The following is an 11,923-nucleotide window of genomic DNA, read 5'->3' on the forward strand; positions in this document are numbered from 1 at the left end:
ACCGCCGAGACGCCCGACGCGTCCGCGAGCCCCTCGGCGAGCACGCCGAGCGTGTACGACTTCCCGGTGCCGCGCTTACCGAAGACGACGCCGGCGTGCGGCCGGTCCGCGTCGACGCCGACGGGAGCCCCGGCGCTGCCGTCGCGAGCGAGGAACGATCCGAGGCGGAGCGTCGGGAGCGACGCGGTAGTGTCCGACGCCCTGTCTGCGTCGCCGCGGGAGGCGGCGCGAGCCCCGCCGTCCTCGCGTCCGAGCACGTGCATATCGGCGGTGACCGCGGTATCGCACTAAAAAAGTGGGCCCGAGCGGAAGAGCCGAGCGGCGTTCCGGTCGAGCGCCCCGACCGCTTATCAGTGATACCGCGGCCAGCGGGGCCTATGTCCGACTCGAAACGCGACGGACGCACCGCGAACCGCCGATCGTTCCGCACGGACAGACGCGCCATCGAAGGGCTGCCGGTCAGGCTGGTGATCGCCCTCGTCGTCGGCGTCGCGAGTCTCAGCGTGATGATGGGGATGATCGGCGACATCGAAGGGCTCTCCGCGACAGAGGTAGACGCGCGGCCGCAGCCGGAGGTGACGACGCCGGGCGAGCAGTCCGTGGACGTGTCCGTCATCGATCCCGACGGCGCGCGGGTCGCCGACGCGACGGTGATCGTCCGCAGCGGATCCGCGCAGATCGACGGGGTGGCGACGGCGAAGACGAACGAAGAAGGGGTCGCGACCGTCGACGTCGCGCCCGAACTGGGACCGAACCAGCCGGACGGGACGCTCACCGTGGAGGTCAAACCGCCGGCCGAGGGCGACTACGTCGACGAGCGGGAGAACACGGCGGTGCTCGTCGTCGAGGAGTGACGGTGAGGACGGCGTCCGGTGACGTTCGCGCCCTCAGAGCCGGTCGTCCCAGTCGATCCACTCCTGCTCCCAGCCGTGTGGCGCGAAGTGGCCCTGCTCGGCCCGTTCGGCGTCCTCCCGGCGCGTGCGGTTCCGCTCCACGCCGCGCTGCTCCCCGTCGACGAGCATCGGCCGGAGCCGAGCCGGGCCGGCGGTCTCGACGGTGCGGAAGCCCGGCGGGGCGTCGTCGTCCGGCTCCGCCGACTCGTTTGGAGCGGTCTCGATCGCCGCGACGGTCTGAACGGCGTTCCCCCGCGGGTAGACGAGCCGCCCGTCGTCGTCGAGCTGATCCCTGAGCGCGCGCGGGGGTTCGAGCACCGCCGCCTCGAGGAGGATGCGATCGTAGGGCGCGTACTCCGGCAGGCCGTTCGCGCCGTCTCGCCGGTCGACGAGGACGGCTTCGTAGCCGGCCGCGGAGAGGTTCGACCGCGCGAGCGACACCGCCTCGCGGTCGATGTCGACCGCGTGGACGTGCCTCGCCCCGGCTATCTCGGCGAGCATCGCGACCGAGTAGCCGACGCCGGCGCCGATCACGAGGACGTCGTCGCCCTCGGCGGCGTCCAGCGCGCCGATCAGCCGGACCGCCGTCGCCGGCGCGAGGACGCGCGTTCCGGCCTCGTCGCTTGCGGCGTTCGCGTACGGAGAGTCGTCTACGAACGTCTCCCGGGGGACCCGCTGGAGGGCCGTCAGCACGGCGGCCTCGAGCGGCTCGCCGAGCTCGTGTTCGAGCCCCTCGATCATGTCGGCCCGCAGCGACGCCTCGTCCATGGTCGGAGTCGGTGCTCGGTCGCCTAAAACCGCTCGTTCGCCGCGGCGGCGGGCCGGGACCCGTCCCGCCGAACGGGAGATCACCGCATCGGCACGAACCGGACGCCGCCGTGGTCTTCGCGGTCGACGCCGGCCTCGCGGACCGTGAGGCGGACGAGCCGCTGTCCGCCGCGGCCGAGGAAGCCCCCGTCGCCGACCGGCGCGACGATCCGGCCGCCAGTCCGGACTTGCTCGACGATCGGATCGGGGACGCCGCCGCTCGCCGCGCACGTCAGGGACGCCGCGTCGAACGGCGCCGCGTCGCGGAACGCCTCGCGGCCGTCGCCCGATCGGACGGTCACGTCGTATCCGAGCCGATCGAGACGCTCGCGGGCCTCCGCGGCGAGCTCGGGGACGTACTCGGCGCTGAAGACGTTCCCCGGTCCGACGAGTTCGGCGAGCACGGCGGCGTGATAGCCGCAGCCGGTCCCGACTTCGAGGACGCGGTCGCCCCGGTCTAACTCGAGGAGGTCCGACATCATCGCGACCATGTGCGGCGCGCTGATCGTCTGGTCGTGACCGATCGGGAGCGGCCTGTCGGCGTAAGCGCGAGAGCGGTGGCTCTCGGGGACGAACTCGTGCCGCGGGACAGCCTCGACCGCGGACAGCGTGCGCTCGCTCACGTCGAGACGCGCCCGGAGCGAGTCGACGAGCTCTCGGCGAGCGGTCGCGAGGTCCGGAGAGCCACCGCGTTCCGGACCGCCATCCGGTTCCGGCCCGTTCGCGTTGTCCATGGTGAGCAGTAGCACGGCGGTAGTGGAGAAAGTGTCGGCCGCAGTATAAAAAGGTCGGCCGATCTCGGGCGGTCCGTTACTCCACGTCGATCCGGTGACCGTCGACGTCGTCGACGGACTCCTTGGGAAGCGTCACCGTGAGCACGCCGTGTCGGTACGTCGCGCTCGCCTCGACCTCGACGACGGGCGAGGAGAGGTCGACCGTGCGCGTGACCGACTCGCGGCGTCGCTCGCGGCGGAGGTATCGACCGGTCTCGCCCGGGATCGTCTCGGACCCCTCGTCGTCGACCTCGCCGTCGCGCGTTGTCTCCACGCGCTCCGCCGTGATCGTGAGCCGCCCGTCCGTCGCGCGGACGTCGATCAGGTCGCGGTCGTAGCCGGGCAGGTCGGCCACGACGACGAACTCGTCGTCGTACTCCGCGACGTCGACGTCGGCCGTTCGGAAGTCCCGCCCCCACGCCCGATCGACGTCGAACGGGGTGCGGCCGAAGAACTGTTCGATCTCGTCGAAGGGGCTGTATCTGTTCATGACAATCGCTCGTATGGAGGCGTCGCGAGGTATTAAACACGGACAGAGCGCTGCTATCTCGCAACACGAGGGCCGGACACCCAGGCGGTTTCGGGGACTGGCCGGGGCTCAGCTCACGTCGATGCTGTGACCGCCGCCGGTGCCCGATCGCTTCGGCAGCGTGACCGTGAGGACCCCGTTGTCGTAAGAGGCGGTCGCGCCGTCGCGTTCGACGGGCTCGGCGATCGGGACCCGTCGCGAGACGGACCGCGACCGGCGCTCGCGGCGGTGATACCGGACGTCGGAGTCGTCCGAGTCCGCCGCGTCGTCGGGGTCCCCGACCTCGACGTCGCGCTCCTCCTCGCGGGTCGCCGCGATCGACAGCGAGTCCTCCCGCAGTTCGACCTCGATGTCCTCGTCCTCGAAGCCGGGGAGGTCTGCGTGCACCGTGATCGATTCGTCGTCCTCGATCACGTCGACCGCGACGTCGCGAGCGCCGGAGAGTTGGGGACCGCCCGGCGAGTCAAGCGTGCCGCCGAGTTCCTCGAACTCCCGCCCCATTCGTTCGAGCAGTTCCTCGATCTCGCCGAAGGGATCGCGTCGCGTCATACAGGTCAGGATTCGTGGCGGAGCGACTTGAACGTACGGGCGCGGCTGGCCGAACGGATCGACGGGGAGAGCCCGAACCAGCGAGAACCGCAGTCGGCGCCTCAGAGGAACGGTCGCCAGTAGTACGGACTCACGAATCCCTCGATGAACGCGGCGACGGCGATCAACAGTCCGACGCCGACGAGCACCCAGAACGCGGTCTCCAAGGCGTCCGCGAACTCGTCGCGGGGGCGCCGCCCCCGGAACGCTCGCCACGAGACGATCCCGAGGTGGACTCCGAGCGCGCCGGAGACGAACAGCGCCGGGATCTCTAAGAGGCCGTGGGGGACGACGAACGCCGCGAGTGCGAGGAGGTTCTCCTCTAGCGCCGCCGTGGCGCCGAGCGCGAACCCGTTGAACGCGATCGACGAGAGCGCCGGGATCACGAGCGCGACGCCCGAGAGCGACGTCGCGATCGCGACCGACCAGTTGTTCCCGAAGAAGTTGACGGCCGCGACGGGCGGTATGTGGCCGAGGAGTCGCCCTTCGATGGAGGTCGTGACGGCGCCGACGAACGGGTCGACGGCGAGCCAGCCGAGCGCGCCGAACCCGATCCCGACGACGACGACGAGCGCGTGTAGTCCCGGGGTCCGGCGCACGAACGCGGCCATCTCGCGCCAGCCGCGGCGGACGCCGCCGGAGAGCTGCGCGCGAAGGGTCGCCTCGGGGGGGTCGAGCGGGTCGACGGCGCCGCGGTGATCGCCGTAGAGGACGGTCTTGAGCAGGTCGAGCGCGGGCGCGGCGACCACCGCGCTGGCGAGCGCGACGACCGCTCCGCCCCCGAGAAACGCGAGCGCGGAGGCGGCCGACGAGATCGCGACGAGGACGCCGACGGCGACGACGAGGTACGCGGCGGCGTCGGCCGGGTTCGAGCGGACGAACCCGCCCGCCCCCTCCACGGCGCCGACCACGCCGGCGTCGTCGACGACGACGGCGGCCGGGGCGAACGCGAAGACGATCCGCACGAGCAGGAGGGCGACGACCCCGACGAGCAGAACGACCAGCGCGGCGGCGGCCCCGAGGAACGGGTTGACGGCGAACGCGGCGGCGATAGCGATTCCCCCGAGGAGCAGGATCCCGAGCCAACAGCAGAGCTCGGCGACGTATATCCCGAGGAACGTGAGCCAGCGGTCTCGCACGCCGGCGATGCCCGCGGTGAGCCCGCGCTCGCTCCGGAGCCGAGCGACGACGGCGGACAGCTGGCCGGCCGAGACCGCGGCGTACGTCAGGACGGCGAGCGCGACGGTCGCCGCCGTCCCGGCCAGGAGGAGGGCGATCGCCGTCGGCGACGCGAGCGGTTCGAGCGCCGGGGCGAGCGACTCGCTCCACGCCTGTACCGCCTCGGGGTCCTGCGTGTCTGGCGGCGTCAGGTCGAGCCCAGCGAGCGCGTCGCGGGCGGCCGCGAGCCGACCGGTGAGCTCGAAGTGCACGTAGACGCCGGCGAGCGCGGCGAACATCCCGATCCGGGCGATGACGGGGACCGCCGTTCCGAGGAGGTAGAACGGGAGCAGGTCGGCGGGACGCCGCCGGAGGGTGGAGGCCGTGGCGGAGATGGCGGAGGACAGGTCCATGACGCTCGATTCGGTCGTCCGCCACTTAATGGGTCCGCGTGTCGTTGGTCGGTCGCCGGCGCTCTCGCCTCGTCGACCTCGGAACCGGCTCGAACGCCCCCGACCCCGCGCGTCCGAAGCTTCAAACGTGCGAACGACCCACACGACTCATGGACGTCTTCGTGTACGGGACGCTGACCGAGCCCGACCGGGTCGCCGAGGTCCTCGACTCGTTCGTCTTCGTCGGTCCGGCGACTCTGACCGGGCTCCGTCTCGTCGAGGGGCGGTATCCGACGCTCGCCCCGGGCGGGGAGACGGCCGGTCGGCTCCTCCGGACGGACGAGGTGGCCGCGCTCGACGAGTACGAGGGCGTAAGAGAGGGACTGTGTCTCCGGGAGAGCGTCCCGCTCGACGCGCCCGAGGGCCACCCGAGTCGGGCCGCCGTCTACGTGGGGGACCCCGACCGGCTCGACGCGGACGCGACGTGGCCGGGCGACTCCCCGAACGCAGATGGAGGGTTCGCGGAGCGGGTCGAGACGTACCTCGAACGGGCCGACGTGCGGGTGCGGCTGACCCCCGAAAAACGCGTCTGACGGGCGGATGACGGTGGTGCAGTCGTGCGGTTTCACTTTCGCTCCGCTAGCCCCACCTTTTTGTATGCAGGCCGCTTGGTCTCAGGTGCACGTCACACGCGTGCATTCCCCCTTTCACAGACGGCGAGCCGGTGGCTCGCCCGTCGGATTTCCGTTCGTCCCGGAGCGCGCGGTCCGTCGCGCCGGCGAACGCCGGGAGAGACGCCCCGGACCGGAACCGATTAGCGGTCGGCGCGGCGACGGGGACGCATGCTGTCCCTCTCAGACGTTCACGAGGCGCGCGAACGCGTCGACGGCGTGGCGCGTCACACGCCCTTGGAGCGCTCTCGGACCTTCTCCGAGATGAGCGGCGCGGACGTCCGGCTCAAGCTGGAGAACTTCCAGCGTACCGGCGCGTTCAAGATCCGCGGCGCGATGAACCGGATCGCGACCCTCTCCGACGCCGAACGCGAGGCCGGCGTCGTCACCGCGAGCGCGGGGAACCACGCGCAGGGCGTCGCCCTCGCGGCCCAGCGCGCGGGCGTCGACGCCACCATCGTGATGCCGAAGTTCGCGCCCGTCTCGAAGGTGAAGGCCACGCGCGGGTACGGCGCCAGCGTTCGGCTGGAGGGCGTCGACTACGATGAGGCGCAGGCGTACGCCCACAAGCTGGAGCGCGCCGAGGGACGGACGTACGTTCACGCGTTCGACGACCCGGTCGTGATGGCCGGGCAGGGGACGCTCGGCATGGAGATCGTCGACGACTGCCCCGAGCTCGACACGGTCGTCGTCCCGATCGGGGGCGGCGGGCTGATCTCGGGCGTCGCCGTCGCGGTCAAAGAGCAGCTCTCCGACGTGCGGGTCGTCGGCGTGCAGGCCGAGGGCGCGGCCTCGGCCGCGAAGTCGCTCGAAGCCGGCGAGGTCCGCGAGATCGACAGCGTCGACACGATCGCCGACGGGATCGCCACGCGGTCGGTCGGCGAGGAGACCCTCGCGGTCATGGCGGAGTACGTCGACGAGGTCGTCACGGTCGACGACCGCGAGATCGCCTTGGCGCTCACGCTCCTCCTCGAACGGTCGAAGACGCTCGTGGAGGGCGCCGGCGCCGTCGCGCTCGCCGCCGTCCTCTCGGAGGCGTTCGAGTACGACGACGGCGAGACGGTCGTCGCCGCGCTCTGCGGCGGCAACATCGACCTCAACCGGCTCGGCACCGTGATCCGGCGCGGGCTGGTCCAGATGGGCCGCTACCTCAAGATCACGGTCGACCTGAAGGACCGCCCGGGCGAGCTGGAGCGCGTCTCAAGCATCGTCGCGCGCACCGGCGCGAACGTGTACGCGGTCCACCACGACCGCACCTCGCGGGACGTCGCCGTCAACGCCGCCGAGCTCGAACTGGAGCTGGAGACCGACGACGCCGAACACGCCGCCGACATCGTCGACGCGCTCGAAGCGGACGGGTACGAGGTCGAGATCCTGTCGTGAAGCAGGCGATCACGACGACCAGTTATAAATAGAACTGCGGTGGCGCGTGCCTCCGAGCGCCCGGAGGGCGCGAGTCGCACGCGCGAGGGACGCGGCGACCGGAGCGAAGCGGAGGGAGCCGCGAGGCTGGGGAGGAGTGAGGCTGCGGTGCTGTGCGGGGCGAGGTGGGACTCAAAAGGGCAGCCGGGAGGACTCGCGCGGCTCGCTGTGGTCCTCGTCGCTCGTTCCACTCGCTCCTGCGGTCCTTGCGTCGCCGTGCTTCGTCTCCCGGCTGGGGCTTTGGCGATGTCCTCCCCGGCAGCGGCCGCGTATCGCCGAGCGGCTGGGGCTTTGCCGGCGTCACCTCAGCGGCGGTTCACTCCGAGGAGTTCGTCGAATCGGTCGCGGGTTCCGAGGCCGAAACGCTCCCGCTCACGCTCGTCGATCCGCCGAGGGGGGAACTGTCCGACTCCCCGCGGAGCGTGGTGACCGTCTCGCCGTCGTGCTTGACGATCAGTTGCCAAGGGTCGTCGCCCGCGGGAATTCGCATCGTACCGTTGTAGCGGGCGACGCCCGAACACGACCTGGACGCGTTCTCCGCCTCTTCAATCGGGACGTCGAGGACGTAGGCGGACTCGTTCACCCGCTCGAACGTCGGGCCGCCGATCGCGTACGACGGCCCCGGCAGGGAGACGTTTCGAGCGTACGTGATCTCCGTGTTCTCGCCCCCGGCAGCCACCGACGTGGAACTGTTAGCCGCGAACTCGTCGGGACAGCGGACCCCGTCGGAATCGAAGTGGAGCAGCGCCGGCGGATCGCTCGCTCCGCCGAGGAGGCTGCCGGGGCCTCCCGACACAGGACCGGCGAGGGCGACGGCACTACCAGTCACGACCAACGCGAGTGCAGCGGCGACGACGGCAAGACCACGTCTGTTCATCTCGTTTCGAACGATGGAGGAACCGCGGATAGTACCACGTATAACGCAAAGAAGGGTTTGAGTCACCGATCGCCTCACGGGTGCGAACGAGGGGCGTCGGAGCGGTGACCCGGACGCACCCGAAACGACGAACCGCGTCTCAGTCGTCCGCGGCCGCGGCGTCGACCTCGCCCTCGTACAGCTCGCCGGCGCGCTCGCGCTCGGTGAGGTACTCGTCGACGTCGAGCGCGGCTTTCACGCCCATCCCGCTCGCGGTAGCCGCCTGCTGGTAGTGGAAGTCGACCACGTCGCCCGCGCCGAACAGCCCCGGGACGCCGGTGGCCGTCTGGCCGCCGCCGCGGCCCCCCTCGGTGATCAGGTAGCCGTCCTCGTCGGTCTCGACGCCGAGCCCCTCCAGGAAGTCCGTGTTCGGCGTGTGGCCGATGGCGAAGAAGACGGCGCCCACGTCGAAGTCGTACTCGTCGACCTCGTCCGCGGTCGCGGGGTCGTCGAGCTTCTCCTTGGGGTGACCGTCCGGGTGCTCGACGAGCGTCACGTGGTCGATGCCGTCCTCGGGCGTGCCGTGGATCTCGGTGAGCTCGGTGTTGAGGAGGAGCTCGATCTCGCCGTCCTCGACCTTCTCCATCGTGCGTTCGATCCAGACGTCCTCGGCGCGGAACTCTTCCCGGCGGTGCGCGACGTAGACGGTGTCCGCGAATTTCGTCAGGAAGTTCGCCTCCTCCATGGCCGCGTCGCCGCCGCCGACGACGAGCATGTCCTCGCCGCGGAAGAAGGCGCCGTCGCAGGTCGCGCACGTCGAGAGGCCGTACCCCATCAGCTCGTCCTCGCCGGGGACGCCGAGCGTCCGAGCGCTCGCGCCGGAGGCGGCGATCACGGCGTCGGCCGTGTAGACGTCGCCGTTCGTGAGCTCGGCGCGGAAGTGGCCCGCGGGCTCCTTCGAGACGTCCTCGATGACGCCGTTGCGCGTCTCGGCGCCGAACTTCTTCGCCTGCGCTTTCATGTCGTTGATGAGCTGCGGCCCGGAGATCCCCTCGGGGAAGCCGGGGTAGTTCTCTACGTCGGTGGTGAGCGTCAGCTGGCCGCCCGGCTCGTCGCCTTCGATGAGTAAGGGGTCGTTGTTCGACCGCGCGGCGTAGATGGCCGCGGAGAGGCCCGCGATACCGGTACCGGCGATGATCAGTCGGCGGTGATCGACAATATCGTCAGTCATGCAATACTGTTCGCCGCCGCGAAATATGTAGGTTGCGCCATCGGACGCGGTCGCCGAACACGAGCTGACGGCGGGACGGACGGCGGGGTCGGAGCCGTCTCCGAGCCCTCAGTCGTTCGGGAACTCCGGCACTGGACCGACCGGTTGGCTCGGCGCGTCGTCGAGCGCCTCGAAGAAGCGGCCGGAGACGAACTCCTCGACGACGTCGGGCAGCGACTCGTCCTCGGAGACCGCCTCTAAGATGCCGAGCGGGACCTGCGCGCCGGCCATAGTGGCGTGGCCGCCGGCGGAGCCGACCGAGTCGAGCGCGTCGCGGAGGAGCTCGCCCACGTCGAGGTCCGCGCCGCGCGACCGCGCCGAGGCGTAGATCACCCCGTCCTTGTAGCCGTACACGAACGTGACCGTGACGCCGTCCATATCGAGGAGGCGCTCGGACGCCTGCGCGAGGGTGTCGCGATCGCTGATCTCGCCGACGCAGGAGGCGACCGTCGACCCCCGCACGTCCCGGCCCTCGATGGCGTTCGCGAGCACCCGGAGCGTCTCCTGGCTCACGCTCGGGCTCTCGACGCGTTCGAGCGTCGACTCGTCGACGAGCGGCGACAGCGACGCCGCCGCCTCGAAGTCCGGGATCGACGTCGACCGAGTGAAGTCCTTCGTGTCGATGCGGATACCGTACAGCAGGGCGGTGGCGAGCTGTCGCTCCGGCTCGACGCCGAGCCGCGAGAGGTACTCCTCGATGAGGGTGCTCGTGGCGCCCGCGTCCGGCCGGATGTCGACGAACTCCCCGTCGACCGGGCCGCGGGGCGGGTGGTGGTCCACGACGACGTCGACGGGGTGCCCCTCGGGGAGGCTGTCGTTGATCCCCGCCCGCGAGTGGTCGACGAGGGCGATCCCGCCGTAGTCGTCGAGGTCGATCCCGTCGAACGTCGACAGCGAGAGGTCGAGCAGGTTCACCAGCGCGCGGTTCTCTTGGTGGGCGATCTCCCCGCCGTAACAGGGGTCCGCCGGGACGCCGACGACGTCAGCGACCCGGGCGAGCCCGATCGCGCTCGCGATGGCGTCCGGGTCGGGGTTGTCGTGGGCGACGACGAGGAGCGGGCCGGAGAGGTCGCGGAGCGTCGACAGGAGTCGGACCGGCAGTTCGTCGCCGTCGGCGCCGGTCGCCTCGCGGACCCGCGCGGCCAACGCCTCGACCGGGTCGACGACGCGGTCGGCGACCGCCTCCAGCGCCGCCTGTTGGGCCGCGGTCGGGTTCGTCCCGACGTGCGCGACGATCATCGCGTCCGGGTAGCGCTCCCTCGCGGCCTCCGCGGCGTCGACGTTTCGCGCGGGGTCGTCGCTCGCGACCAGCACGACCGCGGCGTGGTCGGGGTACGCCGACGGGTCGGTGGGGTCGGCCTCGACGGTGCCAACGTTACGGTCGCGGAGCGTCGACGCCCACCCGGTGTCGTCGGTGATCGCGACGAGCTCGCCGCGCTCCTCGCGGGTGCGCTCGACGAGCGTGTTCCCGACCGCGCTACAGCCGAGCAGCAGACGCCGGGCCATACGAGCGCGAAGTGACGCGAGAGGAAAACGCTGCCGTCATTCGTCGGGGGCGTCGGCGCCGTCGCGATCCCCGCCGTCGGCGTCTCCGCCCCCGCGGAGGGTCCCGTTCACCGCGGCGGCGACGTCGACCGCGGCGCGGTTCTCCGCCGCGTCGTGCACGCGCACGAGGTCCGCCCCGCGGTCGGCGGCGAGCGCGGTGGCGGCGACGGTGGCGTGCTCCCGGTCGCTCGGCTCGCGGTCGACCGCGCCGAACATCGACTTGTGCGAGTGGCCGACGAGCACCGGACAGTCGAGCGCCGCGAACTCCCCGATCCGGTCGATCAGCTCGAACGCCTCGGCCGCCGACTTCCCGAAGCCGAGCCCGGGGTCGACGATCACCTTGTCGCGGTCGATCCCGGCCGTGTCCGCGAGCGACAGCCGCTCGCGGAGCGACTCGATCACGTCTCCCACCACGTCGCCGTACTCGGGGTCGTTCGTCGGGTCGACCGGCGCGTCGAGGCTGTGCATCACGACGACCGGGCAGTCCGCCTCGGCGACGACCTCGCGCATCGCGGGGTCCTCCAGCCCGGTCACGTCGTTGATGACGTCGGCCCCGGCCTCCAGCGCCGCCTCCGCGACCGGCGCCTTCCGGGTGTCGACCGAGATCAGCATGTCGCCGTCGGCGACCGCCGGCACCGACCGAACCGCCTCGATCGTCGGGACGACGCGGTCGATCTCCTCGTCGACCGTGACCGGGTCCGCGCCCGGCCGGGTCGACTCGCCGCCGACGTCGACGACGTCGACCCCGGCCTCAACCATGCGCTCGGCGCCCGCGATCGCGTCCTCCAGCGCCTCGTGGCGCCCGCCGTCGTGGAAGGAGTCGGGCGTGACGTTGAGCACGCCCATCACGGCGGTGCCGTCGGTCCACGGGTAGTCGGGGGGCGAGCCGCCCGCGTCGGCGTCGCCTCCGGGGGCCGAGTCGTCGCCGTCTTCCGGTCCGCCGCCTGCCGATCCGCCGCCTTCCGATTCGCCGGCTACCGGTCCATCGCCCTCGTCGAGCCCGAGCCGGTCGGCGATGT

General features: G+C 71.4%; 12 protein-coding genes and 1 pseudogene. 3 read left to right on the plus strand and 10 right to left on the minus strand.

Annotation, left to right across the window (positions count from 1 at the left end):
- Positions 1-263: pseudogene (locus tag DJ73_RS10585) on the minus strand (ATP-binding protein); the annotation flags it as partial.
- Between the two features lie 114 nt (positions 264-377).
- Here DJ73_RS10585 and DJ73_RS10590 point away from each other — a divergent pair.
- The gene (locus DJ73_RS10590) at positions 378-854 is read left to right on the plus strand and encodes an Ig domain-containing protein group 1 domain-containing protein (RefSeq protein ID WP_094527797.1); all 477 of its coding nucleotides are present in this window, start codon (positions 378-380) and stop codon (positions 852-854) included.
- Between the two features lie 33 nt (positions 855-887).
- Here the strand turns inward: DJ73_RS10590 and DJ73_RS10595 are convergent, their stop codons facing one another.
- The 5 genes from DJ73_RS10595 to DJ73_RS10615 all read right to left on the minus strand — a co-directional run bounded on the left by DJ73_RS10595 (position 888) and on the right by DJ73_RS10615 (position 5,161).
- Positions 888-1,661 (minus strand): protein-L-isoaspartate O-methyltransferase, encoded by a 774-nt coding sequence (locus DJ73_RS10595; RefSeq protein WP_094525648.1) that lies wholly within the window; start codon positions 1,659-1,661, stop codon positions 888-890.
- A gap of 80 nt (positions 1,662-1,741) precedes the next feature.
- On the minus strand, positions 1,742-2,434 hold the full coding sequence (locus tag DJ73_RS10600; RefSeq protein WP_094557925.1) for a protein-L-isoaspartate(D-aspartate) O-methyltransferase: 693 nt from the start codon (positions 2,432-2,434) through the stop codon (positions 1,742-1,744).
- A gap of 76 nt (positions 2,435-2,510) precedes the next feature.
- Positions 2,511-2,963, minus strand: coding sequence for an Hsp20/alpha crystallin family protein (locus tag DJ73_RS10605; RefSeq protein ID WP_094525651.1), 453 nt, complete (start codon positions 2,961-2,963; stop codon positions 2,511-2,513).
- Positions 2,964-3,071: 108 nt separating this feature from the next.
- Positions 3,072-3,551 (minus strand): Hsp20/alpha crystallin family protein, encoded by a 480-nt coding sequence (locus tag DJ73_RS10610; protein WP_094525653.1) that lies wholly within the window; start codon positions 3,549-3,551, stop codon positions 3,072-3,074.
- A 101-nt stretch (positions 3,552-3,652) separates the two neighbouring features.
- Complete coding sequence (locus DJ73_RS10615) at positions 3,653-5,161, minus strand: stage II sporulation protein M (protein WP_094557926.1); 1,509 nt, start codon at positions 5,159-5,161, stop codon at positions 3,653-3,655.
- A gap of 149 nt (positions 5,162-5,310) precedes the next feature.
- Between DJ73_RS10615 and DJ73_RS10620 the strand changes: the two genes are divergently transcribed.
- A complete protein-coding gene (locus DJ73_RS10620; RefSeq protein ID WP_094525657.1) occupies positions 5,311-5,733 on the plus strand; it encodes a gamma-glutamylcyclotransferase in 423 nt (140 codons plus the stop codon).
- 249 nt (positions 5,734-5,982) lie between these two features.
- Positions 5,983-7,194 carry a threonine ammonia-lyase gene (ilvA, locus tag DJ73_RS10625; RefSeq protein WP_094557927.1) on the plus strand — a complete coding sequence of 404 codons (1,212 nt, stop codon included), beginning with the start codon at positions 5,983-5,985 and terminating at the stop codon, positions 7,192-7,194.
- A 355-nt stretch (positions 7,195-7,549) separates the two neighbouring features.
- Here the strand turns inward: ilvA and DJ73_RS10630 are convergent, their stop codons facing one another.
- The 4 genes from DJ73_RS10630 to folP all read right to left on the minus strand — a co-directional run.
- A complete protein-coding gene (locus DJ73_RS10630; RefSeq protein ID WP_094525660.1) occupies positions 7,550-8,110 on the minus strand; it encodes a hypothetical protein in 561 nt (186 codons plus the stop codon).
- A gap of 139 nt (positions 8,111-8,249) precedes the next feature.
- Positions 8,250-9,320, minus strand: coding sequence for an NAD(P)/FAD-dependent oxidoreductase (locus DJ73_RS10635; RefSeq protein WP_094557928.1), 1,071 nt, complete (start codon positions 9,318-9,320; stop codon positions 8,250-8,252).
- A 108-nt stretch (positions 9,321-9,428) separates the two neighbouring features.
- Positions 9,429-10,865 carry a DHH family phosphoesterase gene (locus DJ73_RS10640; RefSeq protein WP_094527790.1) on the minus strand — a complete coding sequence of 479 codons (1,437 nt, stop codon included), beginning with the start codon at positions 10,863-10,865 and terminating at the stop codon, positions 9,429-9,431.
- Positions 10,866-10,901: 36 nt separating this feature from the next.
- Positions 10,902-11,923 (minus strand): dihydropteroate synthase (gene folP / locus DJ73_RS10645; protein ID WP_094557929.1); only part of this gene is annotated, 1,022 nt, incomplete at its 5' end.

Origin of the sequence: Halorubrum sp. Ea1, assembly GCF_002252965.1 — an archaeon.
Lineage (GTDB): Archaea > Halobacteriota > Halobacteria > Halobacteriales > Haloferacaceae > Halorubrum.

Coding starts and splice junctions, on each gene's coding strand:
- DJ73_RS10635 (WP_094557928.1), bottom strand. CDS start 9,320: ATGACTGACGATATTGTCGATCACCGCCGACTGATCATCGCCGGTACC.
- DJ73_RS10610 (WP_094525653.1), bottom strand. CDS start 3,551: ATGACGCGACGCGATCCCTTCGGCGAGATCGAGGAACTGCTCGAACGA.
- DJ73_RS10595 (WP_094525648.1), bottom strand. CDS start 1,661: ATGGACGAGGCGTCGCTGCGGGCCGACATGATCGAGGGGCTCGAACAC.
- ilvA (WP_094557927.1), top strand. CDS start 5,983: ATGCTGTCCCTCTCAGACGTTCACGAGGCGCGCGAACGCGTCGACGGC.
- DJ73_RS10640 (WP_094527790.1), bottom strand. CDS start 10,865: ATGGCCCGGCGTCTGCTGCTCGGCTGTAGCGCGGTCGGGAACACGCTC.
- DJ73_RS10615 (WP_094557926.1), bottom strand. CDS start 5,161: ATGGACCTGTCCTCCGCCATCTCCGCCACGGCCTCCACCCTCCGGCGG.
- DJ73_RS10605 (WP_094525651.1), bottom strand. CDS start 2,963: ATGAACAGATACAGCCCCTTCGACGAGATCGAACAGTTCTTCGGCCGC.
- DJ73_RS10630 (WP_094525660.1), bottom strand. CDS start 8,110: ATGAACAGACGTGGTCTTGCCGTCGTCGCCGCTGCACTCGCGTTGGTC.
- DJ73_RS10590 (WP_094527797.1), top strand. CDS start 378: ATGTCCGACTCGAAACGCGACGGACGCACCGCGAACCGCCGATCGTTC.
- DJ73_RS10620 (WP_094525657.1), top strand. CDS start 5,311: ATGGACGTCTTCGTGTACGGGACGCTGACCGAGCCCGACCGGGTCGCC.
- DJ73_RS10600 (WP_094557925.1), bottom strand. CDS start 2,434: ATGGACAACGCGAACGGGCCGGAACCGGATGGCGGTCCGGAACGCGGT.